Origin of the sequence: Amycolatopsis taiwanensis DSM 45107 (assembly GCF_000519205.1) — a bacterium.
GTDB classification, from domain to species: Bacteria; Actinomycetota; Actinomycetes; order Mycobacteriales; family Pseudonocardiaceae; genus Amycolatopsis_E; species Amycolatopsis_E taiwanensis.
Genome location: NZ_KI912599.1, coordinates 203,593 through 227,882 on the forward strand (window position 1 = coordinate 203,593; position 24,290 = coordinate 227,882).

A 24,290-nucleotide genomic window follows, 5' to 3' on the forward strand; every position below is an offset into this window, starting at 1 on the left:
CGCGCAATTGCCGCGAAATGCGTGACACGCGCTGTGTTCACCCGATCACCCGTGAACCGGCCACGGCGTCCGCCCGTGTAACCCGAGGAAATGCCGGCTGCACACGAAAGGATTTTTGGTCTTGTCGCTCTTCGGGCAGCTCCGTCGGCCGGCGGGAGCCACCGGCCGGTCCGGCGACGATGGTCCGGCGGATGCCCCGGCCGAAGGTAGCTCCCCACGCGGCGTCGTCGCGGCGTGGGGAGCCACCGTGCTGGCCTGCCTGCTCGTGCTGTTCGCGCTTGTCGCTCCGAACCAGCTCGGCAATCTCACGCCCGGTGCGTTCGTGCGCATCCCCGTGGAGGGGCTGGTCGGCTTGGCCGTTTTGCTTGTCCTGCCGAGCCGGGGGAGGCGGGTCGCGGCCGTCGTGATCGGGGCGCTCCTCGGCCTGCTGACCCTGTTGAAGATCATCGACATGGGCTTCTTCGCCGCCGTTGACCGGCCGTTCGACCTGCTGTCGGACTGGAGTTTCACCGGCCCCGCGATCGACCTGCTCACCGGCTCGGCCGGCCGGGTGGGCGCGGTCGCCGCCGTGATCGGAGTGGTGGCGTTCGCTGTCGCCGTGGTGGTGTTCACGGCGTTGGCCGTGCTGCGTCTGAGCCGCATCGCGGTCAGGCACCGGACCGCGACGACTCGGACCTTGGCGGCCCTTTCCGTGATCTGGATCGCCGCTGCGGTGCTCGGTATCCAGGTGGCACCGGGCCAGCCGTTCGCCTCCGGCAGCGCTGCCGCGTACGCGTTTGACGACGTACGTCAGGTGCGCGCGGAAGTCGAGAACCAGCGGGCGTTCGCCCGAGACGTCGCAGCCGACCCGTTTCGCGGTACGCCGGGCGAGGACCGGCTGGCCGCATTGCGGGGCAAGAACGTGATTCTCGCTTTCGTCGAAAGCTATGGCCGCGTCGCGATACAGGATTCCGACATCGCCCCACAGGTCGATGCAGTACTCGACGCCGGAACCGAGCAATTGCGCGCGGCCGGTTTTGCCGCTCGCAGCGCCTTTCTGACTTCCCCGACGTTCGGTGGTGGCAGCTGGCTCGCCCATGCGACGCTGCAATCCGGTGTGTGGGTCGACAGCCAGCGCCGCTACAACGACCTTTTCGCCACCGACCGGATGACGTTGAGTAGCGCGTTCAAGAGCGCGGGCTGGCGCACCGTCGGTGACGTGCCGTCGAACACCCAGAATTGGCCGGAAGGGAAGTTCTACGACTTCGACCGGATATACGACGCTCGCAATGTCGGATATCAGGGCCCCAATTTCTCCTACGCGACCATGCCCGACCAGTTCACCATGGCGGCTTTTCAACGGGCCGAGTTGGCGACGCCCGGGCACGCCCCGGTGATGGCGGAGATCGACCTTGTTTCCAGCCACTGGCCGTGGGCACCGCTTCCGCAACCGGTCGACTGGGACGCTATCGGGAACGGCTCGGTCTTCGACGGGCAGCCCGCCGCCGGAAAGGCACCCGGCGAGGTCTGGCCCGATCCCGCCAAGGTGCGTGCTGCCTATGGGGAATCGATCCAATACTCGCTGAACACCCTGATTTCCTACGTGCGGAATTACGGGGACGACGATCTCGTACTGGTTTTCCTCGGCGACCACCAGCCCAATTCGGCGGTTACCGGCGACCAGGCCGGCCGGGACGTGCCGATCACGATCGTGGCGAAGGATCCGGCCGTGCTGGACCGGGTCTCCGGCCGGGACTGGCAGGACGGACTCCGGCCCGGGCCGGCGGCTCCGGTCTGGGCGATGAGCGCCTTCCGTGACCGTTTCCTCGCCGCTTTCAGCCATTGACGGTTCAGATCCGGTGAAGCCCCATCGGATCAGCCGGCCGTACCGAGCAGGCGCCCAGGGCAGTACTCCCTCGCTGAGCCTGAAACCATATTTCCGTATGCCTCGCGAGAGCGGAGGTGTTATGTGATCTATGGAAAAGAACAAGTGCTCCGATAACGAAACTGCTAGTCCACTTTTGGGTAGCTGGTGCGCTCCTGGGGAACCCGGTGGGACGCCGGAGAGGAGGAACCATGCAGAAGGCACAACTTCGCACCAGCTCCCTGGGCGGCACCGGCATGGAGATCAGCCGGGTCGGCTTCGGCGCGTGGGCGATCGGCGGCGGTGGCTGGCAGTTCGGCTGGGGGCCGCAGGAGGACGAAGAGTCGGTCGCTGCGATCCACCGGGCACTGGAGCTCGGGGTCAACTGGATCGACACGGCCGCCGCCTACGGCTTCGGCCACTCGGAGCAGGTTGTCAGCCACGCACTGCAGGGCCTCACGCAGCGGCCCTACGTGTTCACGAAGTGCTCGCTGCTCGACGACGGCACCGGGCGCGTCCGCAACAGTCTCAAACGCGACTCGATCCTGCGCGAAGCCGAAGCAAGCCTGGAAAGGCTCGGTCTCGACGCGATCGATCTCTACCAGATCCACTGGCCGATCCCCGAAGAGGACATCGAGGAGGGTTGGACGGCCATGGCCGAGCTGAAGGAACAGGGCTTGGCGCGGCACATCGGCGTGTCCAACTTCGACGCCACCCAGCTGCGCCGCATCTCACCCATCGCACCGGTCGAGACGATCCAGCCGCTGTACTCGCTGATCGACCGGGAGGCCGAGACGGAGGTCCTCCCGTTCGCCGAGCGGGACGGCATCGGCGTGATCGTCTACTCGCCCATGGGGTCCGGGCTGCTGACCGGCGCGATCACCCGCGAGCGGATCGCGGCGATGCCCGACAACGACTGGCGCAAGACCGACTCGCGGTTCACCGAGCCGCAGTTGTCCCAGCATCTCGCGCTGGCCGACCGCTTGCGGTCGGTCGCCGATCGCCACGGCACGAGCCCTGGCGCGGTCGCGGTGGCGTGGACGCTGCGGAATCCGGCCGTGACCGGCGCGATCACCGGATTCCGCCGGCCGGACCAGGTGGACGGGATCGTGGCCGCGACGGGTCTCGAACTCACCGAGCCGGACCTGGCCGAAATCGAAGGGTGACGACGGTGTGCCCGGCCGAGGATGGCGTGACCACGCCATGACCACGGAAGGCACCCCACCGCAGGCGGTCACACGACGGCGACGGCAGCGCTCCCGGTGAGGACGGAGCCGCGCAGGCGTCCGGCGTCCCCAAGCCAGAACTCGGGTGCCTGGAGCGGGAACTCGGGTGCCTGGACCGGGAACTCGGGTGCCTGAGCCGGGGACTCGGGTGCCTGGACCGGGGACTCGGGTGCAGGGAATGGGGGACGCGCGTGCCGGGAATGGGGGACACGCGGCTGGGCCGGGGCATGGCGCATTTGGCGGATGCGGCGTGCCGCGGTGAAGCGCAGACTGGGATTCGACGAGAAAGTCATCGGCGAATCGGGGTGAGTTGCCATGACTACCGCGGGTGGTCACCCATCACACAGCGCAATACCCTTCCGTCGAGCCCGGATCCCGGTCAGCCGGGGCCTGCTCAGCGGCGGGCTGCTGATGCTCCTCGGAATCTGGGGCGGGCTGGTCCCCTTCGTGGGGCCGAAATTCGGCTACGCCTACACCCCCGACACGGGCTGGACGTGGACGTGGGGACGGTTCTGGCTGGAGGTGATCCCGGCCATCGCCGTGGTCCTCGGTGGGCTCGGGCTGGCCCGCGCGAGGACTCACACGACGGGTATGGTGTCGGGCTGGCTGGCGTCGGTCGGGGGTGCGTGGTTCATCCTCGGACCGGTTTTGTCCACTTTGTGGACCGGCGGTCCGTCGGCTGCGGGAGATCCGGTGAGCGCCACCACGGCGGGCCGCGTCCTGCAGGAGATCGGTTTCTTCTCCGGGCTGGGCGTGGTGGTCCTCTTCCTCGGCGCGGTCGCGCTCGGCCGGTTCGCCGTGGCCGCACAGCCCAAGCCACGCGAACCGCGGGCATAGCGCCGGCGACCGACTGCCCGCTTGTCACCTGTCCGCGGCCGCCCGCAGGTCGTCCACTCCGCGACCGAGGAGGTCTTCGCCGCCGGCCAGACGGTCCGCGGTGAGGTGGTAGGCGCGGATGGCGTCGGTGAGCGCCGCGATCACGACGTCGTCCCCCGCGGTGCGCAGCCTCGGCACCATGACGGGTACGCGCACGCGATCGGTGGTGCGGAACCACAGGTCCGTCGCGCGTAACCAGGCACGGCGCCAGCGGCCGCCGGTCTGCCAGCCGACCGCCCGGTGACGGGCACGGTTGGCGGCCCAGCGGTAGTCGGGATCGTCGGGGTGCGCGGCCAGGCCATGCCGGGCCAGCACGGCGACGATCGCCGCGGTGATCAGGGGGTGACGGCGGTTCGCGCCGACCACGTCCGGGATCCAGCGCACCAGTTGCTGCCGGGACTCGTCGTGGACCAGGTCGTTGACGGTGCGGGCGAGTTCGGCCAGCATCGGATGGGTGCAGTTCGGGTGATCGCTCCATGGTTCCCCGGCCAGCACCGAGGCGATTTCCATGAAACAGCCGCCCAGTTCGGGCAGCACATGATGGCCCCGGCTCAGCATCGGGATGCCTTCGGGGAACGCGATCGGCTTGTCATTACTCACTACGGTTCACCCCTTCCCGCGTCAGCGGACACAGAAACTCTGTGGGGTTGACAACCAGTTGGGCTGCCCTGCCCGATTGTGGGTGGGCTTCGTCACCGTTGCTGATCAGTGTCCCGGCTGTCCGAGTCGGACGCAAGAGGAAGAGCCGGTGAGCCGGTTGGTTATGGGTGGTCGGGCGGGAGCATGCCGGCGACCCGGTCGTCGAGTTCGCGCTGGACGTAGGGGCATTCGACAGCGGGGTGTTCGGCTTGGCAGCGCAGGGCGTTGCTGAGGTAGTCGTGGGCTTCCCGCAGGCGGGCGAGGTCGGCCTCGATGGCAGTGAGACGGTCGGCGACGATGTCCTGCCATCGGTGCGGTGACGGGCTAGTCGCGCGTCCCATCAGGGCGGCGATCTCGTCGAGTCGGAGTCCGCCGTCGCGGCACATCAGGATGAACGCCAGATCGCGCAGGTCGCTGTTCCGGTAGGAGCGCTGGCCGGCTCGGTCGCGGAGCGGGGTCGGCAGTCGGTGCTAAAAGGCCCTTATGCGTCACGCTTCGTGAAGACGGTGATGGCGACGGTCAGCATCGCCGCGACCCACGCGCCCATGATGACCGCGCCGTGAATGGGGCTCGGGGTGGGGACGGTCTGATAGAGGAGTGAGCCGGCTCGGTCGGGAAGGTAAGCGGCCACGGGTGTGATTGTCGCCAGGAACGGGGAAAGGACGAGTACCAGCGTCAGCATCATCACGAGCGTGGTGACGAGGCTGCGGACCAGGATGTCGACGGAGTTGGCGAAGAGCCCGATCAGCACGAGGTACGCGGTCGCTCCGAGCATCGTGCCGAGGTTCCGTGCCGTGAAGAAGTCGCTCACCCGCGCGCCGTGCTCGCTCAAGGTTGTCTGCGTGCTGGTTACCAGCGCAGCAACGGTAATCAGCGCGGTGAGCGTCGCGCCCGCCAGATATGCGACGGTTTTCCCGGCGATGAGCGATATCCGGTTCGGAATGCTGACGAGCGTGGTTCGGATCTGATTTCCACCGTACTCGCTGGCCATTGCGAAAATGCCGAGCAGGATGAAGCCGATCTGCCCGTACAGGATCGCTTGAAGGCCCGTGTCGAGCACGGCCGAGGCGGCGAGGTGAGGCGGCACGGCCGGTTGGCGGAGCGCGCTGGCAGCGAACACGGCGGCCAGTGCGGCCGTGCCGAGGACCGTCGTCGTAATCGTGATGGGCACGGCGGGAAGGGTTCGCAGTTTGGTCAGTTCGGCGACCGTGACGTTGCGCAGGGTTTTGTTCAGGAATCGGCGAAGTCGAGGCCGAGGAGGATGCGCAGGGTCGACGACTTGCTCAACCATGGCCCGACCCCACGGTTCCCGTCCGTGCCGCCCGCCCCGGACGCGCGTGTCCCCGCCTCAGGCGCCCGAGTTCCCGCTTCAGGCGCCCGAGTTCCCGCTTCAGGCACCCGTGTCCCCGCTTCAGGCGTCCGAGTTCCCGGTTGAGGCAGTCGAGTTCCGACTTGGTGCCGGTACGGACGGCGGCCGATGTGCACCTTCGCGCGCCGCGCCTTAGCTGGTCCACAGTGGACGGATCGGGCCGCACTGCGCAGGCGAAGTGCGACGAACCGCGCCGGAGGCTACCGTCGTCGCATGGCACTCGCGGTGTGTCTGCTGTTCGACGGGCGGACTGACCGCGCCTTGCGGCTGCTGTGGGATCGGATTGAAGAGCGCGGCGTGCCAACGTTGCGGTCACACACGCACGGCATGCACCACCCCCACCTGTCACTGGTCGTTCTCCTGGAGTGGCAGCTCGACAAAGTACGCGCTGCCGTCGAGGCGCTTCCCGACAACGGCCCGTTCGAGATTTACTTCGACGCACTCGGCCTCTTCCGGCGTGGCCGGGTCTCGTTGATCCCGGCGGCGCCGGCCGACCTGGTCGCGCGCCAGCAGGTTGTGGTCCGGGCCCTCCGAAGCACCGGTGCCGTCGTGCACAAGCATTACGACATCGGCCGGTGGCTGCCGCACTGTGCACTGGTGCCGAGAGCGCCGCTGCGGGAGTTGTCCACCGTCGCTGCGCTCGCCTACGACGTCTTGCCGCTCCTGGCCCGGGTCCGCCGGCTCGTGCTGATCAACAGCTCCACCGGAGAACGCTGGCCGTTGAGCAATCTGCCGTGAACTCCAGGTTGCGGGCGTACGGCCCGAAGTAGGTCGACGACATTCCGTGACAAACCGCGGGGCGGCCGCTGCGAGGCGATGAGCCGGAGGTTTGTGGCGGGGGAGAGGCGGGTATCGGCTCTGCAACTCGACATCCGGTCGAGCTTGCGTCCCTTCGCGTGGCCGGCCCGGCTTTTGGAGGAATGATGAACGATCCCGGGTTCGCTCCCGTCCCAGGCGACATGTCCCCAGGCGGCACGTCCGTGTCTCAGGCGCAGCACCGGCTGGCGAGCTTCGACAGCTATACCGGCGCCCAGCACCTGGTGGACCGCATGTCGGACGACGGCTTTCCGGTCGAACACATCCGCATCGTCGGCGACGGCATCCAGACGGTGGAACAGGTCACGGGCCGGCTGACCCGAGGCAAGGCCGCGCTGATGGGCGCGGGGACCGGCGCCTGGGTCGGTCTGTTCATCGGTCTGCTGTTCGGGGTGTTCGCCGTCGGCCCCGGCTGGCTGGCCGTGCTGCTGATCAGCCTGGCTATCGGGGCCTTCTGGGGCGCCGTTTTCGGGTTCTTCGCGCACTGGAGTACTCGCGGGCAACGAGACTTCTCCAGCGTCATGGCCCTGCGGGCGCGGCGTTACGACGTTTACGTCGACGCTTCTCACGCATCCGAGGCAGCGCGTTACCAGGTGGCCTAAACCGTGCACCAGTGGCCCGTTCATGCCGATTTTCGGGAGTAACGGGTCACTCATGCATGGTGATCGGCGCTTGAAGCCCGGGGTCACGTAGAGTTCAGCGGCGAGAGCCGAACGTCACATCGGCGGAAGGAGACCTGGCGTGTCCCTCGATGGAGCCGGTATGGCGTTCGCGGCGACCCAGGCGGTGGGCAGGCTCGACGTCGTGGCGCTGGTCGATGCTTCGGGGCCGTTCTTCCGCCCCCGGAACGAGGTCCTGCTCGGCGCGACTGATGACGACTGGGAGCAGGCACAGCGTATCGACCCGGGGGCGTTCGGCGCCGACGGCGAATGGCGCCTGGACTTCCGTTGCTTCGCGATCCGCCGCCCGGACGGGCGGGTAGCGCTGATCGACGCCGGGGTAGGGCCGGAAGGCAGTCCCGCGTCCAGTTGGGCACCGGTCCCGGGGCACCTGCCGGAGCGGCTCGCCTCGATCGGGATACGCACCGAGGACGTGGATCTGGTCGTGCTCACCCACCTGCATGGCGACCACCTCGGCTGGTCCGTGTCCCCGGACAGCGTGCCCACGTTCCCCAACGCCCGGTACGCGCTTCAGCGGACCGAGATCGCGGCGCTGGAGGAGAACAACGATCAGGTCGTCCTGCCCCGGGTGGTCGACCCGTTGCGCCAGAACGGTCAACTGGACGTGCTGGACGGCAGGGTGTGCCTGTTCAGGCAAGCGGCAGGCCGGATCGCCGCGGTACCGACCCCGGGCCACACGCCGGGCCATCAATCGGTGCTCGTCGAAGCCGGGCGCGACCGAATCGCCATCACCGGAGACGTTCTGGTCCACGCGGTACAACTGGCCAACCCGGAGGTCGCCTACCTCTACGAGCAGGACCAGGAGACCGCGCGCCGAACCCGGCGTGCGTTGCTGACCAACGCGAGCCGCACGCACACAATTCTCGCGACGGCCCATCTGAACAGGCCGTTCGTCCCGAGCGACGAGGCGACGTGATTGGTTCCGGCGGAAATTGCCGCCCCGGGAACGGGCAGAACAATTGTCCGGACGGCGACGGCGTGCCGAGGACTTGACGTCTTCGATAACCTTTGTTCTGCTGCCAACAGCAGCTTTTGTCTCGCCGCCCGCGCGCGGTGGACTTGAGTGAAGGAGAGCGATGCTCACGCGGTTACCCTGCCGGTCATCGCTGCAGCGAGAACACGGTGGTCACGGGTCACCGTCATTACCTTCACCCGCCAGACGCCATTTACCTTTGTCGTGTGCCTGACGCGTCTGTCCACATCCGATCCTGTCCATAGGTGACCATGACTTCTTCTCCGCCCACGGCGGCCAGTTCCCGCCACGTAGGCTCATGGATCTGCATCGGCGCTGTCACTGCATACGTGCTGACTTCGCCGCTTTTCCTGCGCAAGGCCGGTGGCTCGATATGGCTGGTCCTCTGGATCGTCATCGGCGTCGTCACGATCGCCGCGGTCACGGGTGGCGCGATTCTGTCGGCGCGCGCGAACGCGCGGCGTGCCGAGGATCTGCGCCGGCTCAGCGAAGAAAGCCATCACCTGGCCGCCCGGATGCAGGCGCACCGGACGGCGCTGGAGCACATCGTCGATCAGCAACTCCCCGCGATCCTGCACGAGAAAATGCCGCCACCGCCGCCCGACCTCGCCGCCGAAGACCCGTCCACCGCGCTGTTGAGTCGCGCAACGGCGCAGTTGGGCCGTATCCGCGAGGAGCGGCAGGCCTTCCAGGATGCCGTGCACGCCGCGATCGTGTCGCTGAGCCGGAAGGTCCAGGCATCGGCGCACCGCATCCAGGAGGAGGCCGCGCGGATGGCGCAGCGGCATCCGACCAACGGTGACGTGCTGGAAACGAGCATGCGCGTCGACCACGCTGCCGCCCAGCAGGCCCGCGGCGCGCAGAGTCTCGCGGCCCTGTGCGGGGAATCGCCCGGTCAGCAATGGCACGAGGCGCTCCCGCTCGCGGACGTGGTGCGCGGTGCGGCCGGCCGGATCACCGCCTACCAGCGCGTCGAGGTCGCCGGCGACCCCGGCGTCGCCGTTTCCGCCCGGGTGGTCGAACCATTGATCCACGTGGTCGCGGAGTTGCTGGCCAACGGCACCCAGTCGTCCCCGCCGACCACCCGGGTACTGGTGTCGCTGCGTAACGTCCAGCGCGGCGCCGTCATCGAGATCGACGACGGCGGCGTGGGCTTGCAGGACAGCCGCCTCGAACAGATCCGCGAGATCGCCTCCGGTCGCCGCCCGGTCGGGCTCGCGGACCTCGGCGAGATCCCGCAGACCGGGCTCGCGGTGGTCGGTACCTATGTGCGCCGCCACGGCTTCCGGGTCGACATCACCGAGTCCGTGTACGGCGGGGTACGCGCGGTCGTGCTGATTCCGGTCGAATTCACCGAGCCTGTCGCGCCTGCCGGCGGGGTCGCGGCCGGGGGAGGGCTCCTCACCCGCCAGTCCGCGGCGACCACCGCGGGATCCTTGCCGAAGCGGCCGGTGAACCGCGAATACGTCGAGACCACTGCGGAAGCCGTGCCGCCCACGGCAACGCCGGCCAGCGCGCGCACCTCGGCCACCGTCGGTGGCGAGCAGGGACCGTCCACATTGCCGCGCAGACGCTCTCGCCGCGGTGAGGCGGTCCGTCCGTCCACGGTGGACCAGATCGGCGCGGGGGCGGCCGTGCAGCCCGCGCAGAACCCCGAGCAGGCCGGTGAATGGATGGGCGCTCTCCTGGGCACCACCAACGCCGGCACCAACAACACTGGCAGCACGCAGGAGGAACACCGATGACGGCTGAGGCCGCCGACAACAGCTGGATGCTGGAGCTGATCAGGACGGTACGGGGCGTGCGGCATGTGATCGTCCTGAGCTCGGACGGGCTGTTGCGGGTGCGCACGGAACACACTCCACCGGAGGTTGCCGAGCGGTTGTCCGCCGCGTGTGCCGGGCTCGCCTCGCTCGGCCAGGGCATGAGTGCGGAGTTCGGCACCGGTGCCGCACCCCGCCAGGTGATGGTCGAGTTCGATGGCGGATTCCTGTTCGTCCGGGGCGCGGGCGACGGCTCTCAACTCGCCGTGGTCACCGAGCACGTGATCGATCCGGCGCTGGTGGCCCAGCAGATGCAGGCCCAGGTGCTCGTGATCGGCGAACGGGCGTTGAGCACCCCGACCCGTACCGGATGACCGTGGACGGGACAGACGACTACCGGGACCATCCGGTGCGGGCATACGTCATCACGTCGGGTCGCGCGCACCCGTCGCGCAACACCATCCGGCCCGAGACACTGCTCGTCGCCGTTCCCGGCATGCCCGCGCCGGTCTCCGCCGGCCGCCCGCACCTGGCGCTGCTGGAGATGTGCCAAGGCGTGCTGTCCCTTGCCGAGGCCGCCGCTCACCTGAAGCTGCCGGTAAGCCTGGTGGTGGTGATCGCCTCGGATCTGGTCGACACCGGCCACCTGTTGATTCGTTCCACCTCGCCGCGCTACGCGCAGCCCGACCGAGATCTCCTGGAGAAGGTGCTGGATGGCCTCCGCAAGCTCTGACCCGCCCGCTGGAAAGCGGTACGTCTCGCCCACCGTGGCGCAATCGGTCAAGATCCTCGTCGTCGGTGCCTTCGGGGTCGGGAAGACCACGTTGATCGGTTCGGTCAGCGAGATCGCGCCGCTGCGTACGGAGGAGCCGATGACCACCGCGAGCATCGGCATAGATTCACTCGCCGGCCTCGACAGCAAGACCACCACCACGGTCGCGATGGACTTCGGCCGGATCACGCTCGGCTCCGAAGTCGTGCTCTATCTGTTCGGCACTCCCGGACAACGGCGGTTCTGGGACCTGTGGGCGGGTCTCGCCGACGGCGCACTGGGCGCACTCGTACTCGTTGACACCCGGCGCATCGAGGACAGCTTCGAGGTGGTCGACCAGTTGGAGCTGCGTACGTCGATGCCCTTCGCGGTGGCGGTCAACGAGTTCCCCGACGCTCCGCAGTACAGCACCGAGCAACTGCGCACGGCGCTGGACCTGTTGCCGGAGACGCCGATCGTCACCTGCGACGCCCGCGACAAGGAATCCTCCGCTGCCGCACTGATTTCGCTCGTTGAATATGCCCTTGAATTCCCTCTAGCATCAAAGGCCTACGCGTAATGCAGACAGCAGATCGCCCGGGACTGTCCGATCTCACCAACCTGGTGTCGATCTCGGCCACTACCGCGGCGAGGAACCCGCAAGCCGTTTACGGGGCGCTGCGCGAGCGTTGGGGATTCGTCGCACCCGTTGAGCTCGAACCGGGCATTCACGCCTGGCTGGTGCTCGGCCACCAGGAAATCTGCCAGGTCGTGCGCAACGAGCAGCTGTTCTCCCGCGACCCGAACAATTGGCGGCTTTACGCCGAGGGTGTCGTGGCGCCGGACTCCGGGCTGGGGCCGATGATGTTCCCGCGTGACAACGCCTATTTCTCCGACGGCGACCGGCACCGCAGGCTGCGGGCGCCGATCGACGAAAGCCTCGCGGGCTTGGACGAGCACCGGATGGCCAGGTTCATCCGTGCCACGTGCACCGATCTGATTCGCAGGTTCGGCGATCAGGGCACCGCCGACCTGGTGTCGGACTACGCGGCCGTGGTGCCGATGCTGACCGTGGCCGGTCTGTTCGGCATCGACCGTGATCAGGGCGAGCAGCTGCGGCAGGGCTTGATCGCGTTGTTCAGTTCGGCGGCCGAATCCCAGGAACCCGCGCAGATGGTCGAGCGGATCCTGACCAACGCCATGGCGAGCCGGCGCGCGGCGCCCGGCGACGACCTCACGACCGCGTTCCTGCGGCACGCGAACCTGCGCGACGATGCGGAAATCCAGCAATCGATCGTGCTGATGATCTCCGCCGGTTACGAGACGACCACCAGTTGGATCGCCCAGACGCTGAGGCTGATGCTCGCCGACGCCCGCTTCGCCGGCCGGCTGCGCGGTGGCCGGCTCGGCCTCGATGACGCGCTCGACGAGGTGCTGTGGCTCGACCCTCCGATGTCGAACATGCCCGCCCGCTACGCACTGGTCGACTGCACGATCGGCGGGATGCCGGTCAAGCGCGGGGATGCGCTGATTCTTGGCCTGTCCGCGGCGAACAACGATCCGCGCGTGCACACCGACGACTCGTGGCTCGAGGTCGGGAACCGGTCGCACCTGGCCTGGAGCGCGGGTCCGCACGCCTGCCCGGCTCAGCGCGCGGGCCGGATGATCACCCGGATAGCCGTCGACACGGCCTTGCATCAGCTGCATGATGTCGAGTTGGCGATACCCGCCGAGGAGATCGTCCTCCTGCCGTCCCCGTGGACCCGCTGCCCCGCCAGTTTGCCCGTGCGTTTCACCCCGTCCGGCCCGGTAGACCAGCAAACAGTCAGGAGGGCTTTTCGATGACCGACACCGAGGTTCCCCTCATCCGGCTCGACCCCATGGGGACCGATCACCATGGCGAAGCGTCCCGCATGCGCGCGTTGGGGCCGGTGGTCCGGGTCATGCTGCCCGGGGAAGTGCAGGTGTGGGCGGTCACCGACCACGCCCTGCTGGCCCAGCTCCTCACGAACCCGTTGGTGAGCAAGGACTGGCGCAACTGGACGCTCATCCAGGACGGCACGATCACCGACGACTACCCGTTGATCGGGATGATCAAGGTGACCAACATGGTGACCAGTGACGACGCCGCACACCGGCGGTTGCGTCAGCCGGTCACCCGCACCTTCACCCGGGGTCGCGTCGAGCAGCTCCGTCCGCGACTCAACGCCATTGTGGACGCCCTGCTCGATGACCTGCCCCGGCAGGCCGACCCGGCCGGGGTCGTCGACCTGCGCCTGCACTACGCCTACCCGGTGCCGATGCAGATGATCTGCGAACTCACCGGTGTTCCGGTGGAATGGCGGCCGCGCCTGCGGGAACTGGTCGACAGCATCTTCCGTACCAACACGACGCCGGAGGAGGCCGTTGCCACCGAACGGGAACGGCTGGAAATCCTCAACCGGCTGGTCGATCTGCGCCGGGCCGAACCGGGTGAGGATCTGACCAGTGCCCTGATCGCGATCGGGGCGGAGGATCCCGAGGCGCTCACCCAGGAAGAGCTGATCGACACGATCTGGCTGTTGCTCACCGCCGGGCACGAGACCACGCTCGGTCTGATCGTCAACGGCGTCCGGGCGCTGCTGACCCATCCCGACCAGCTTTCCATGGCCCGGTCCGGCGATGAGAAGGTCTGGTCGGCCGTGGTGGAGGAAACGCTGCGGTGGGACGCCCCGATCGGCAACTTCCCGTTCCGGTACCCCCTCGAGGACATCACGATCGCCGATGTGACGATTCCCAAGGGCGACGCGATTCTGGCTCCGTACAGCGGAGTGAATCGCGACCCGTCCCAATACGGACCCACCGCGGATGAATTCGACATCACCCGGCCGCCGAGCCGGCACCTGGCTTTCGGCGGTGGTCCACACGTCTGTCTGGGCGCGCACCTCGCGCGTCTGGAGGCTCAGGTCGCGTTGCCGGCCCTGTTCGACCGCTACCCCGAGCTGAGCTTGGCCGTGAGCCCTGCCGAACTCGTCCCGGTGCCATCGTTCTTCTCCAACTCCGCGGCCGCCCTGCCGGTGCGACTCGACCGGCCTGCCAACTGAGCCGCGAAGCACGCCCCGCCACGTCACCGAGCGGTCGCTTGCTCAGTGCGGAACGAGAAGAACGTTGACAGCAGAGGTATCTTGAATGGCCATGCTGGACGACGTGACCGCGTACTACCGCACGTTCTTGGGGATGCGACCGTGCTATCGCGAGGGCATGAGCTGGACAGTGATTCAGCCGGGTGGCCAGGCCGTCACCGAAGACACGGTGATATCCCGGTTACGGGCGAGGCGCGCGGTTGTCGCTACGTTGAATTCTCCGCCGTTCGAGAAAGTCGCCTACCTGCGGCAGGTCGGCGAGGCTGTGGTGATGTATCAGCCGAACGGCTTCGAGGGCGCCCGTCCCGAGGTACTGCGTTGGCTGAGCGAGGACAGCCGGGTGCACACCGTCGAGTGGACGATCAACGGCAACGGCAGTGTCAGCTACGCGGTGCACGGCAAGTTGTTGGTCTGTATGGACAAGAACGACCCGGATCGACGCTGGGGTGCGCAGCCCGACCTGTTCGACGATGAAGACCTCGCGGAGTTGCGTGCGGTGCGCCGCCAGTACGACGCCGGCGAGACCGACCGGCCGGGCTTCGAGCCGATGGCCATGGCGCTGGTCGAGCGTCGTACCGGAGTTCGTCTTGAGCTGGACTGGGTCGAGAGTTTCAATGTGGACAGTGTCGGCATCGTGATCGGTGACATCCCGGACGATCCACGTCCCAGCAGCGCGCTGGGCAAGGTGGACCCCGACCTCGACGCGCGCCTGCGTAGCGCGCCCGCCTCGGTTCGGCACACCGCCGTGCTGCTGGTCCTGCAAGCGATGGCCGAGCGGTTCACCTGGCATGACCCCGAGGCAGTCGCCGCGACCGTGACCGCGGTACAACGGGGCGAACCACTCGACGACGAAATACGCACCCGCGTTTTCCGTTGTCGTGCCACGGACGATGTCAACGGCAAGGGGTCGTCCGCTCGCCACGGACTGTTCATGGCGACCACCCCGCCGGAGGAGGGTGACCCGCTGGACGCGATCCAGTCGGCCACCCACGCGCTGCCCGGCGAGTGGCCCGCATTACGCCGCGAGATCGACACGCTGCTGCGGCACAGCTGCAACAGCGGCGTTATCTGGTCGGCGCGATCCAACGTCAGCCGCCGCAGCACCTCTCGCGCTGCCGTCTCGCGGATCACCCCGACGTGGTCCGAAACCCGGACTGCCAGCGCGCGATCGCTCACCGGCTCGTGGGATGCGGTCAGTGACCTGACGGCGCGCTCACGCACGTGTCCGTCAGGGTGCATGCTGGCCAGCGCCGCGACGACGGGCTGCGGACTCGCCAGGACCTTTCGTGTCCACTTCTCCGGCTTTTCCAGTGCCGGCCCTTCGTAGCGGAACTGGCGGGCGAAGTAGTCGATCCGCAGCAACTCGCGTGCAGTCACCGAGGTAAGCCAGGACGCGGTGTCCTCCAGGGCCGGTCTGTCGCCGCGGAAGGCCGCCGCGGCACTCTCGCCCAGCCGGCGACGGATCTGCGGTGGGTTCAGCATGCGGCCAATCCTGGCAGCTTCACCGCCGGGGATCATCCGAGATTTCCGGTTACGACGATAATCACTTGCCCGGTTTGGCCGAGCGGTGCTGAGCGATCAGCGCTCCTACGGAGCTGTCCGCAAGGGCCAGACCTCGACGACGCCGTGTGCGACTGCGCATGGTGTCCCCGACGCGAGTTGGATGGCCTCCTCCAGCGTTTCCGCCTCGATGATCGCGAACCCGGCGACCGGGAGAGCCGATGACATGAACGACCCGCGCTGCACGGTCGTGCCGGCACCGCCGTGATTTCGTACCTGTACCGGCGAGTCGGCGATCCCCATGTCGACTCCCGCCGCACGCAAACGAGCGTCATGCGCGTGCGCCTGATCGCGCACCGCCGCGTCGGTGCGGTCGTAACCTTCTTGGTCGCCGTACCCGATGGTCACAAATTTCGGCATGGCGGGTCCTCCTCAGGCTGCCGGACTGCTCGCCGATACTGACCTTCATCGCACCTCGAACTCATCGGCGCGATGTCCGCGCCACGCCGCATCGCTCCCTACAACACCTGAAGAACAGGCCGTCCTTCACTTGTCCGGCGATTGCAGGCTTCGAGCCCGGCCCTTCCGTGGTGTGCCACTCGGACGCAGTATTCGCAAAGCTTCGAGGGCCGCATTGCGGCGCTTGGCGTCACGCGAGTAGATGGCAGCCACAACTGTCAGCCCGACCATCACTGACCGCAGCACGAGAGCCACTGCGGCGGCTGAAACAAGAAGATCCGACACGATGGAAGGCCTCCGGTCCAAGGGCATACGCCACTGACCGGGGGCTCTCTTCCGCCAGCGATCCGACTGACCGACGGCACCGGGTGGCCCCACAAAGGCCACCGTGTTGACGATACCGCCGCGAAGGAATACTCGACTCCCGCGTAACACAGCATACGCGGACTGTGACGCGGGGCAAATCCTCGCGGCAAGAAGTCACTGGCCCAGACGTCCGTCGATCCGCTCGCGTAAGAGGTCGGCGTGACCCATGTGGCGGGCGTACTCCTCGATTGTTCCGATCAACGCTTCGCGCAACGACATGGGCCCGCCGCCGCTGCCGTGCCGATTGAAGGGATCGTCGCCGGTGATGTCGAGATTGGGGGCGTCGGCCACGAATTTCTCGGCGAAATCGACCTCCGCACGCCATGCCTCCCAGGCCTGGGCGACCACCTGGGGGTCGGGTACGGCACCATCGAAATCGCCGTCGGGGTCGGTGTCGGAGCAGAACAGCCGGGGCACGTCCTGTCCGGCCATCATCGTCCGGAACGTCGCACGCTCGCCCTCGGCCAGATGGCGCACCAGGCCGAGCAGCGACATCGTCGAGGGCTCGACGGCACGCCGCGCCATGGCCTCCGCGTCGAGACCGGAGCACTTCATTTGCAAGGTGAGGCGTTGACAGCGCAGCGATTCGACCAGCGTCGTGCGCTCGTCTCCCAACCTTGGTCCGTTCTCACGCGGGTCGTCGTCGGACGGCTTACCGTCCGCGGTGAACATATCCGCTCGCCGGGTCGTGGCCATTGCCCCATCATCGGCGCCCCGGCTGCCGGTTGACAACGGATTATCGGCGGGGACCGCGGGGCAGGGGACAGGTGTTCCCGGCCTGCGCCGTAACGGGTCGTGAGTTCGTGTGCACCGTCGCAACAGGAGCCGGAACCGGCGGCGCTTTGCTATCTTCAGGCTCGCTTTCCCGCACCGAAGCGAGGCAGTATGGCTCAGACACGCGCACTGACGTGCGAGGCGATCGACATCGCCCTCTCGGACGCGCCGGCGAAGGAAAAGCGTCTGCGGCTCGGCGGCGTCCTGTGCCGCATGCTCGGGGCGGACATCTTTGTCTCTTACGTCTGCGACTCGTCCGGGCCCTACGCCGATCCGATCCAGATCAACCTCAGCGACGACATGCTGCGCGCCTACGACCGGCGCTTTCGGCACGTCGACGACCTCACCCCCAAGCTCTTCGCGCGCCGCCGGACGTCGACGGTGACCCCGGCCGGCCGCGCCTCGGAGGAGTTCGTCCACGACTTCCTCCACCGAAGCGACATGTACCACGGCATGAACTACTTTCCCGCCGCGGCCGCGCCCGGATCCGTCGATCTGCGTCTGTGGCGAGGGCGCGGCAGCGCGTCGTTCACCGCGGAAGACGCCCGCGTCCTCCAGTCCTTCGGAGACTTGATCGTCCGCCTCTGGCCGCGCGAGAACCCGGCAGAGCGCGGCCCGCTGACCCCGCGCGAAACCCAGATCGCCGAACTCGTCGCCGCCGGGCAGAGCGACAAGGAGATCATCTCGGCGCTCGACATCTCCCTCCCGACGCTCCGGACCCACCTCAGGCATGCCTTCGCCAAGACCGGGGCGCCCAACCGCGCCGCCCTGGCCGCCCACTACCTCCGGCAGCGTTATTGAGAACGTGTGCGGGTAGCCAGGCCGTGGCATTCCGTGTCGGCCGCCGGTTGACCGCGGTGGCGGCCTGCCTCCCCGCCCACGTGCAGTGCTGTGGTGGGTTGCCGCGGGTGCTCATCTCGCGTTCTGAATAGCGTCCACCGTCATCAGAAATGACGATGGTGGGCTCCGCGCGGCGCTTCGAGACTCCTTCTGGACCGATCATTCGCCGCCAAAGGAGTCCCGAATGCCGTCTCCACCCGACAGCGTCGCCGCGCTTACCCGCGCCGACGTCCTCGGCCGCGTCGACCGCTTCCCGCGCTGGGGCCTGAACAGGACATCTGTGCTCACCATCGGGCTGGGCATGCTGTTCGTCCAGTTCGACATCTTCAACATCAACGTCTCGTTCGTGCAGACGTGCGTCCAGATCATGGAGCGGTGTGAGCCGACGAACGCCGACGGGTTCATCGGGCTGCCCGTGTTCATGAGCCTGGTCGGCTACGGCGTCGGCGCTCTGGTGCTCGGCGCCCTCTCCGACCGTTTCGGGCGGCACAGCATGCTGATGGCCTCGATGATGGTCACGGGACTCGGCTCGCTGTATTCCATGCTGTCGCCCAGCGAACTGCACTTCGTGCTTTCCCGCCTGATCACCGGCATCGGTGTCGGCGCGGACCTTGCGATCATCAACGTGTTCGTCAGTGAGGTCTCGCCCCGCAGAGAGCGCGGGCGATCCACCAGCCTGCTGTTCATCATGGCCGCCTTCGGCTCGGCACTGGGCATCTGGCTCGGCCTGTTGCTCACCACGCCCATGGGCCCGTGGCCGTCCGCGCTCCCGTTCGCGCTCGCGTCCGACTCGTTCACCAGCGGATGGCGCTGGATCTACGGGATTGGGGCGGTGCTCGCGATCGTGTCGCTGTGTCTGCGGATTTCGCTTCCCGAATCGCCGCGCTGGCTCGTCGAGCGTGGCCGCCTCGACGAGGCGCGGCAGGTGGTTGCCGAGATGGAGAAGATCGCCACCCGGTCCGCCCCGCTGCGGGCCGCGGATCACAGCCAGGCTGCGGATCACCGCCGGGAGGAAGTGCTCGATCGCTCCGGAAGCACCTCGGCCGCGCTGCGCGAGTTGTTCAGTTCCCCGTTCTATCTCCGGCGCCTCGCCATTCTCGGCCTGGTGTGGATGCTGGGTTACGTCACGATTTACGCGTTCACCGGAGCGTTCACGTCAGTGCTGGTCAGGCAGGGATTCAGCGCGAGCGAGGCCGGTATGGTGTCCGCCGTCGGGCTGGTGGGCTTCATCATCGCCGCGTTTGTCGCCAAAGGTGTGGTGGATCGCATCGAGCGCAAGTGGTGGATGATGATCGGTGCCGTCATCACCGTGGCAGGTGCCCTGGTGGTCGCCTTCGGAGGCGGCTCGCCGCTGGTCATGTTCCTCGGCGCGATCGTGCTCTTCTTCGGCCAGAACCTCTGGATGCCGGCGCAGTACGCGCTCACGGCCGAGGTGTTCCCCACCCGGTTTCGCACCACCGCCTACGCCATCGCCGACAGCATCGGCCACATCGGCGGCGGGTTCGGCGTCTTCCTGCTGGTGAGCGTCCTTGGCCGCCTGCCGCTACCGGGGACCATGCTGGGGCTGGTCTTCTTCCTCGTCGCCGGAGCATTCGTCAACCTGCTTGCCCCGAACACCAAGGCGAAGAACCTGGAGGACCTCGCGCGATGACGGACAACATCACTGCGCTCGAACGGCCGGCGCCCGGCGATTGGACGCAGACGGCTACCGCGGAGGAGATCGCGGCCCAATTGCCGCTGGCGGGCGGAAAGCCCTATCCGATCGCGGTGAAGGCGAACATCGGCGTCCGGGGCCTGCGCCGATCGGCGGGCTGTGAACTCCTGGACACCGTGGCCGAGGCGGCCGATGCGCCGATCGTGGCGGCGCTCCGTCGCACCGGCGCGGTGGTCGTGGGCATGACCAACATGCACGAACTCGCGTTCGGCATTACCTCCGCGAACGCTGCTTATGGCGCGGTCCGCCTGCCCGGTCACCCGCACCGTTCGGCCGGGGGCTCGTCGGGCGGCAGCGCCGCCGTGGTCGCGCGAGGCCACGTTCCGGTGGCGCTGGGCACGGACACCGGGGGATCGGTCTCGATCCCGGCCGGCCTCTGCGGCGTGGCGGGATTCCGCCCGAGCACCGGCAGGTGGCCGACGGCGGGGACGGTGGGCTTGTCCTGGACACGGGACACCACGGGGGTGTTCGCGCGATCGGTGGACCGGCTCGCCGAGATCGACGCGGCGCTCGTCGGCGAGCCGGGGGAGCGCGATGGCCAGACCGGTGTTCGGCGCCCGCGGGTCGGGGTGCCTGCCGAAATGCTCGGCGAGCTCCACCCGAGCACGCGGGAGGCGATCGAACCGGCCCTGGACGTGCTCGCGCAGACCCTGGATCTTGTTCCGGTGCGGCTGGGGGAGGTTTGGGAGCTGAGCCACCTGGCGGCGATGCCGATCGCGGTGTGGGAGGCGCGCCGGCTGCTGGGTGATGCCGCGGCACGGGCGCTGGGCGTCGAGCCGGAGCGGGCGTTTGCCCGGTTGGCCGCGGGCGTGCGTAGCCATGACGTGAAGCAGATCCTGGCGGCGGAGGCCTCGTCGCCGGTGTCGCCGGACGAGTACGCGACCGCCCAGGACCGGACCGCTCAGGCCCGGGAGCGCTACGCGGCGCTGCTCCACGAGCACGCACTGGAAGCCATCGTGTTTCCCACCACGCCCGCCCCGGCGCCGCCCGTGACCGGCGACGGGTTCGTCGAGCATCTGGGCCGGCGCGTCGACGTCTTCGAGCTCTACGTCCGGAACACGACGCCGGGCGCGATGCTCGGCGCCCCCATGGTCACCCTCCCACTGCCGGTTCCCGAAGTTGCGCTACCGGTTGGGTTGACCGTTCAGGGCGCGAGATTCGCGGATCGGCGCGTACTGGATCTTGCGTCACGGATCGCCGCGGGACTTTCCTCTGCCGGACCGGCGACATCTAGCCCAACGCTTGGCGCTACGACAGTACGCCGCTGATTGGCCACGTCCGGTGTCCGAGGACTTTGTGCCCTAGCGCGGATTCCACGGCGCGCCCGACAGTGGCACATCAATGCCATACGGAATGCGTGGTTGAGAGGTCGTCATCATGAACTCGACGCCGGGGCGAACGACGAGCAAGCCCGCGCAGCGCTCGATGGAGGACCGGCTTGGCCGGGTCGGCCGGGAGATCGACCAGATCGCACAGCGGGTCGCGGCAAGCCGGGCAGAAACGCGGGCGAAGGCGCAACTGCGGCTGGACCGGCTTCGGGAGCGGCAGTCGCAGGCACAGGAACATCTGCGTCAGCAGGCACAGGCCGACCAGGCGGCCTGGGACGCCTACACTGCTGCGTTGGCCTGGGACTTGGATGAGCTGGACGTGGAGCTGTCCATTGCCGACGCCGCGATGGACTCCGAACTGGCCACCGATGCGCGCAGTTTCGACGCCGCCGTGCAACTGGAGCTGGACGCGTGGAACGACTGGATCGGTCTGCTGCAGGCCAAGGCCGTGCGCGGCACCGACACCCGGGACCAAGCGGAGACGTTGACACGGCCCGTGCAGCAGCGGTGGACGGCCGCGGCCGGCCAGTTGCATCAGTTCCGCGCGGTCCGCTCGGATACGACAAGCCAGGCTCGCGCCGACGTGGAGCAGGCCATGGCCGAACTGAGGGATACCGCGGATGAAGCGGCCCGGCAAGTCGATCGGCGATTCGGCGACCGGCTCAGTACGTCCTGGCCGGTGCCGACCGCAAGCCAGATACGTGGCGCGCTACGTGAGCCTCCACCCGCTGGGGCCCCGCGGTGGCTGGCGGGGTGGGGCTGGACCTCACCCTGGTGGACGATCGCCTTCGGGTTCCTGACCCTTGCCGCCGGTGTGATCGTGCTGGTCTGGCCGGGGCCGGCTCTGCTCGTGCTGGCCATCGTGTTGGGCATCGAACTGCTGGTCGCGGGCGTGTTCTGGCTCGTGTCCGGGTTTTCCACACCGGGCACGGGTATTGGCGTCCTGGCCGCCATGACCGGGGTGCTGGGCATCCTCATCGGCCTGCTGGTGGTAAGCCGTCCAGCGCAGGCCATCGCCGGGCTGGCCTTGCTGTTGGGTCTGTACTGGACGGTCGCCGGATTGCTGCACATCGTGCACGCCATCCGCGGGGATACGCCCGCCCGTGGCTGGATGATCGCCGGAGGTGTGGTGAGCGCCGCGGCCGGGATCCTGGTCCTCGTTTACCCAGGGCCCAGCGTGCTCGTGCTGACCCTCGTATTCGGCATCCAGCTGATCCTCTACGGCGCGTTCCTGGTTATGGAGGGCATCCAGCGCCAACGGCGACGGCAAAGCGTCAGCATACCGGCGCAGCGTTAGTGCTGACCAAGCCGCATTCAGTGTGCGGCATACGCTCGGTGGATCCAGAACAACGTCCCCCGGGCCGCAGCCGGTGGACTCGGAACACCCCGTCGGTACTGTTCACGCCGACGATGCAACGCACGCCCACTGGCTTGTCCAATTTGTGGACGAGCAAGGTGACATGTCCACGGGCGCCGGTTGGGCGGAGGGGAAACGTGCAATTCGTTCGCGGGCACCAGTCGAGTCTCGGCGATCTACACTCCCGCCGTGACGTCACAACGATCTTCGACTGGCGAGCTCGCCACTTCCGATGAACTCCCACGAACGTCAAGACGGCGAGCTATCGCGGGGAACGGATGGACGCGCCTTCAAATTGTCGCGGTAGCGGGGTCGACCAGCGAAGGCTTGCTACTGGCGACGCTGCCGCTGCTGGCGGTCTCGGTAACGACGGATCCGAGCTCTGTGTCGCTGGTGAACATGGTCGGGCAAGCGCCCTGGCTGCTGCTGTCGTTGTTCGCCGGAGTGCTCGTTGATCGGGTGCGGCGGACGACGGTGCTGATGGTCGCTTACGGGACACAGTGTTGCGCCGCTGTCGCGCTGGCCTTCGCCGGTACCGTTCACAGCATTAGCCTGCCGTTGCTGATGATCGTCGCGTTCGTTGTGACGTCGTCGCAGGTACTCGGCGAAGGCGCATCGGGGGCGCTGCTGCCCCAGATTGTCCCGATCAGTGACTTGCCGGCGGCCAATGCCAGGCTGCAGGTCATCGACCGTGGCCTGGTCCAGTTCATCGTCCCGCCCGCGGCCGGAATCTTGCTCGCCGTCTCGCTGGGCGTTTCAGGATGGCTTGCCTGCGCCATGACGATTGTGGCCTTCGTCGCCAGCCGTGGCATCCGGACCTCGGCCGGCGTCCCCTCTGTACGGAGTCATCCCTTCAAAGAGATCGCCGAAGGACTGCGGTATCTGGTCGCCGCGCCACTCCTGCGCTCCATCACCATCACGGTCGCGTTGGGCTCGTTCTCCAGCAGCGCCACCATGACCATGCTGGTGCTCTATTCGACCGAAGAACTGCATTTCGGCAGCGTCGGCTATGGCGGACTGCTGGCCTGCCTGGCGGTGGGCTGGATCGCCTCGTCATTCATCGTCCAACGTCTGGTCGCCGGCGTCGGATACTCGTGGGCGATGCGGATCTCGCAGGGCATGGCGGCGGTGACGACGCTTCTCATCGCGATCGCTCCTCCGTGGCCCGTCGTGGTGGGTGCGATCCTCGTAACTCAATCAGCAGCCACACTGGTCTGGAACGTGTGCTCCCAATCCACCCGGCAGCGGTTCACCCCCGCCACGTTGCTGGGCCGGGTCCTGACCAGTCACAAGGCGCTGGCATGGGGGCTGACCCCCTTGGGAGCTCTCACCGGGGGCCTGCTGGCCGAACACTGGAACCTGCGCGGGGTATGGGTTGTCGCCGCAGTCATACAGGCCATCGGCACCGTCATCGTGTGGCGCACCATGTCTTCTGCGGCCTTTGCTCGCACCGAACGCGAGACTTCGTCGCTGTCCGGGTGCTGACCCTGTGGTGTCATGCGGCTTGTTGGTATCTGGGTGGGGTGGTGTGCGCGAGGTTGCGCATGGGTCTTCGCTCCTGGTCGATCCAGGGTGGTGGGATGAATTCGGGTAGATGCCCGTTCATCCGTACTTCCCACTGCGTGTGGTGGATCATTCGGTGATGGCGAGCACACAGGAGCACGAGGTTGTCAGCATCGGTGCGCTTGTCCACTGACCAAGCCACCACGTGATGCGGGGTTGTCCACTTGGGACCACGAGTGCAGCCCGGAAACGTACATCCGCCGTCTCGGGCGGTCAGGTAGCGACGCTGAGCCGGGGTGGCGAACCGGGAAGCATCCCCTACATACAGGGGTGCGGCTTGGTTGCCGAAGATCGCGGGCACCACCTTCGATTCACATGCCAGGCGCCGGAG

Annotated in this window: 25 protein-coding genes; 18 read left to right on the forward strand and 7 right to left on the reverse strand. The window is 67.7% G+C overall.

The annotated features are described in order from the left end of the window. Nucleotides 1-121: 121 nt before the first annotated feature. Nucleotides 122-1,825 carry a sulfatase-like hydrolase/transferase gene (locus tag A3CU_RS48780; RefSeq protein ID WP_425388313.1) on the forward strand — a complete coding sequence of 568 codons (1,704 nt, stop codon included), beginning with the start codon at nt 122-124 and terminating at the stop codon, nt 1,823-1,825. Between the two features lie 230 nt (nt 1,826-2,055). Next, on the forward strand, nt 2,056-3,009 hold the full coding sequence (locus A3CU_RS0138535) for an aldo/keto reductase (RefSeq protein WP_027946730.1): 954 nt from the start codon (nt 2,056-2,058) through the stop codon (nt 3,007-3,009). 68 nt (nt 3,010-3,077) lie between these two features. Here A3CU_RS0138535 and A3CU_RS53190 read toward each other — a convergent pair whose 3' ends face one another. Next, the gene (locus A3CU_RS53190) at nt 3,078-3,362 is read right to left on the reverse strand and encodes a hypothetical protein (RefSeq protein WP_156960771.1); all 285 of its coding nucleotides are present in this window, start codon (nt 3,360-3,362) and stop codon (nt 3,078-3,080) included. Nucleotides 3,363-3,384: 22 nt separating this feature from the next. Between A3CU_RS53190 and A3CU_RS48785 the strand changes: the two genes are divergently transcribed. Beyond that, nucleotides 3,385-3,906: a hypothetical protein gene (locus A3CU_RS48785; protein ID WP_156960772.1), complete on the forward strand. Its 522-nt coding sequence runs from the start codon at nt 3,385-3,387 to the stop codon at nt 3,904-3,906. A gap of 24 nt (nt 3,907-3,930) precedes the next feature. Here A3CU_RS48785 and A3CU_RS50360 read toward each other — a convergent pair whose 3' ends face one another. The 3 genes from A3CU_RS50360 to A3CU_RS48800 form a co-directional block, all read right to left on the reverse strand. Next, complete coding sequence (locus tag A3CU_RS50360; RefSeq protein WP_027946731.1) at nt 3,931-4,545, reverse strand: hypothetical protein; 615 nt, start codon at nt 4,543-4,545, stop codon at nt 3,931-3,933. Between the two features lie 161 nt (nt 4,546-4,706). Then, a complete protein-coding gene (locus tag A3CU_RS50365) occupies nt 4,707-5,048 on the reverse strand; it encodes a MerR family DNA-binding protein (protein ID WP_342668960.1) in 342 nt (113 codons plus the stop codon). 17 nt (nt 5,049-5,065) lie between these two features. After that, nucleotides 5,066-5,875, reverse strand: a complete 810-nt coding sequence (locus A3CU_RS48800; RefSeq protein ID WP_052372899.1) for an ABC transporter permease — start codon at nt 5,873-5,875, stop codon at nt 5,066-5,068. A gap of 291 nt (nt 5,876-6,166) precedes the next feature. Between A3CU_RS48800 and A3CU_RS0138560 the strand changes: the two genes are divergently transcribed. The 10 genes from A3CU_RS0138560 to A3CU_RS0138605 all read left to right on the forward strand — a co-directional run bounded on the left by A3CU_RS0138560 (nt 6,167) and on the right by A3CU_RS0138605 (nt 15,385). Beyond that, the gene (locus A3CU_RS0138560; protein ID WP_027946732.1) at nt 6,167-6,691 is read left to right on the forward strand and encodes a 2'-5' RNA ligase family protein; all 525 of its coding nucleotides are present in this window, start codon (nt 6,167-6,169) and stop codon (nt 6,689-6,691) included. 185 nt (nt 6,692-6,876) lie between these two features. After that, nucleotides 6,877-7,371: a YwiC-like family protein gene (locus A3CU_RS48805; protein WP_245617516.1), complete on the forward strand. Its 495-nt coding sequence runs from the start codon at nt 6,877-6,879 to the stop codon at nt 7,369-7,371. A gap of 139 nt (nt 7,372-7,510) precedes the next feature. After that, on the forward strand, nt 7,511-8,365 hold the full coding sequence (locus A3CU_RS0138570; protein ID WP_245617517.1) for an MBL fold metallo-hydrolase: 855 nt from the start codon (nt 7,511-7,513) through the stop codon (nt 8,363-8,365). Nucleotides 8,366-8,751: 386 nt separating this feature from the next. After that, nucleotides 8,752-10,167 (forward strand): ATP-binding protein, encoded by a 1,416-nt coding sequence (locus A3CU_RS0138575; protein ID WP_052372900.1) that lies wholly within the window; start codon nt 8,752-8,754, stop codon nt 10,165-10,167. Next, on the forward strand, nt 10,164-10,559 hold the full coding sequence (locus A3CU_RS0138580) for a roadblock/LC7 domain-containing protein (RefSeq protein WP_027946735.1): 396 nt from the start codon (nt 10,164-10,166) through the stop codon (nt 10,557-10,559). Before A3CU_RS0138575 ends, A3CU_RS0138580 begins: the two co-directional genes overlap by 4 nt. A gap of 2 nt (nt 10,560-10,561) precedes the next feature. Beyond that, nucleotides 10,562-10,918 carry a DUF742 domain-containing protein gene (locus tag A3CU_RS0138585; RefSeq protein WP_084144177.1) on the forward strand — a complete coding sequence of 119 codons (357 nt, stop codon included), beginning with the start codon at nt 10,562-10,564 and terminating at the stop codon, nt 10,916-10,918. Further along, nucleotides 10,899-11,516, forward strand: coding sequence for a GTP-binding protein (locus A3CU_RS0138590; protein WP_027946737.1), 618 nt, complete (start codon nt 10,899-10,901; stop codon nt 11,514-11,516). Before A3CU_RS0138585 ends, A3CU_RS0138590 begins: the two co-directional genes overlap by 20 nt. Then, a complete protein-coding gene (locus tag A3CU_RS0138595) occupies nt 11,516-12,781 on the forward strand; it encodes a cytochrome P450 family protein (RefSeq protein WP_027946738.1) in 1,266 nt (421 codons plus the stop codon). The genes A3CU_RS0138590 and A3CU_RS0138595 overlap by 1 nt, the downstream gene beginning before the upstream one ends. Next, nucleotides 12,778-14,019: a cytochrome P450 family protein gene (locus A3CU_RS0138600; RefSeq protein WP_027946739.1), complete on the forward strand. Its 1,242-nt coding sequence runs from the start codon at nt 12,778-12,780 to the stop codon at nt 14,017-14,019. Before A3CU_RS0138595 ends, A3CU_RS0138600 begins: the two co-directional genes overlap by 4 nt. Nucleotides 14,020-14,104: 85 nt before the next feature. After that, a complete protein-coding gene (locus A3CU_RS0138605; RefSeq protein WP_027946740.1) occupies nt 14,105-15,385 on the forward strand; it encodes a DUF6461 domain-containing protein in 1,281 nt (426 codons plus the stop codon). 260 nt (nt 15,386-15,645) lie between these two features. On the opposite strand, the gene A3CU_RS0138610 is transcribed toward A3CU_RS0138605, so the two are convergent. Together A3CU_RS0138610 and A3CU_RS0138615 are read right to left on the reverse strand one after the other, a co-directional pair. Further along, entirely contained in the window at nt 15,646-15,978 is a 333-nt protein-coding gene (locus A3CU_RS0138610) for a YciI family protein (protein WP_027946741.1), read from the reverse strand. 519 nt (nt 15,979-16,497) lie between these two features. Then, a complete protein-coding gene (locus tag A3CU_RS0138615) occupies nt 16,498-16,998 on the reverse strand; it encodes a DinB family protein (RefSeq protein WP_245617518.1) in 501 nt (166 codons plus the stop codon). Between the two features lie 270 nt (nt 16,999-17,268). On the opposite strand from A3CU_RS0138615, the gene A3CU_RS0138620 reads away from it, so the two are divergent. The 5 genes from A3CU_RS0138620 to A3CU_RS0138640 all read left to right on the forward strand — a co-directional run bounded on the left by A3CU_RS0138620 (nt 17,269) and on the right by A3CU_RS0138640 (nt 23,881). Next, nucleotides 17,269-17,958, forward strand: a complete 690-nt coding sequence (locus tag A3CU_RS0138620) for a helix-turn-helix transcriptional regulator (RefSeq protein WP_027946743.1) — start codon at nt 17,269-17,271, stop codon at nt 17,956-17,958. Nucleotides 17,959-18,181: 223 nt separating this feature from the next. Continuing rightward, nucleotides 18,182-19,648 (forward strand): MFS transporter, encoded by a 1,467-nt coding sequence (locus A3CU_RS0138625; RefSeq protein WP_027946744.1) that lies wholly within the window; start codon nt 18,182-18,184, stop codon nt 19,646-19,648. Beyond that, nucleotides 19,645-20,979, forward strand: a complete 1,335-nt coding sequence (locus A3CU_RS48810; RefSeq protein ID WP_052372902.1) for an amidase family protein — start codon at nt 19,645-19,647, stop codon at nt 20,977-20,979. The genes A3CU_RS0138625 and A3CU_RS48810 overlap by 4 nt, the downstream gene beginning before the upstream one ends. 109 nt (nt 20,980-21,088) lie before the next feature. Next, nucleotides 21,089-22,336 carry an HdeD family acid-resistance protein gene (locus tag A3CU_RS51935; RefSeq protein WP_084144169.1) on the forward strand — a complete coding sequence of 416 codons (1,248 nt, stop codon included), beginning with the start codon at nt 21,089-21,091 and terminating at the stop codon, nt 22,334-22,336. Nucleotides 22,337-22,723: 387 nt separating this feature from the next. Further along, entirely contained in the window at nt 22,724-23,881 is a 1,158-nt protein-coding gene (locus A3CU_RS0138640) for an MFS transporter (RefSeq protein ID WP_245617519.1), read from the forward strand. Between the two features lie 10 nt (nt 23,882-23,891). Here the strand turns inward: A3CU_RS0138640 and A3CU_RS54185 are convergent. Continuing rightward, nucleotides 23,892-24,290, reverse strand: a 399-nt coding sequence (locus A3CU_RS54185; RefSeq protein WP_211246380.1) for an HNH endonuclease signature motif containing protein, incomplete at its 5' end; no start/stop codon positions are given.

Bases quoted from the DNA above. Each gene is read 5' to 3' on its own strand.
- A3CU_RS0138535 (WP_027946730.1), top strand. From the start codon at position 2,056: ATGCAGAAGGCACAACTTCGCACCAGCTCCCTGGGCGGCACCGGCATG.
- A3CU_RS53190 (WP_156960771.1), bottom strand. From the start codon at position 3,362: ATGACTTTCTCGTCGAATCCCAGTCTGCGCTTCACCGCGGCACGCCGC.
- A3CU_RS48785 (WP_156960772.1), top strand. From the start codon at position 3,385: ATGACTACCGCGGGTGGTCACCCATCACACAGCGCAATACCCTTCCGT.
- A3CU_RS48800 (WP_052372899.1), bottom strand. From the start codon at position 5,875: ATGGTTGAGCAAGTCGTCGACCCTGCGCATCCTCCTCGGCCTCGACTT.
- A3CU_RS0138560 (WP_027946732.1), top strand. From the start codon at position 6,167: ATGGCACTCGCGGTGTGTCTGCTGTTCGACGGGCGGACTGACCGCGCC.
- A3CU_RS48805 (WP_245617516.1), top strand. From the start codon at position 6,877: ATGAACGATCCCGGGTTCGCTCCCGTCCCAGGCGACATGTCCCCAGGC.
- A3CU_RS0138580 (WP_027946735.1), top strand. From the start codon at position 10,164: ATGACGGCTGAGGCCGCCGACAACAGCTGGATGCTGGAGCTGATCAGG.
- A3CU_RS0138590 (WP_027946737.1), top strand. From the start codon at position 10,899: ATGGCCTCCGCAAGCTCTGACCCGCCCGCTGGAAAGCGGTACGTCTCG.
- A3CU_RS0138595 (WP_027946738.1), top strand. From the start codon at position 11,516: ATGCAGACAGCAGATCGCCCGGGACTGTCCGATCTCACCAACCTGGTG.
- A3CU_RS0138600 (WP_027946739.1), top strand. From the start codon at position 12,778: ATGACCGACACCGAGGTTCCCCTCATCCGGCTCGACCCCATGGGGACC.
- A3CU_RS0138605 (WP_027946740.1), top strand. From the start codon at position 14,105: ATGGCCATGCTGGACGACGTGACCGCGTACTACCGCACGTTCTTGGGG.
- A3CU_RS0138610 (WP_027946741.1), bottom strand. From the start codon at position 15,978: ATGCCGAAATTTGTGACCATCGGGTACGGCGACCAAGAAGGTTACGAC.
- A3CU_RS0138620 (WP_027946743.1), top strand. From the start codon at position 17,269: ATGGCTCAGACACGCGCACTGACGTGCGAGGCGATCGACATCGCCCTC.
- A3CU_RS0138625 (WP_027946744.1), top strand. From the start codon at position 18,182: ATGCCGTCTCCACCCGACAGCGTCGCCGCGCTTACCCGCGCCGACGTC.
- A3CU_RS48810 (WP_052372902.1), top strand. From the start codon at position 19,645: ATGACGGACAACATCACTGCGCTCGAACGGCCGGCGCCCGGCGATTGG.
- A3CU_RS51935 (WP_084144169.1), top strand. From the start codon at position 21,089: ATGAACTCGACGCCGGGGCGAACGACGAGCAAGCCCGCGCAGCGCTCG.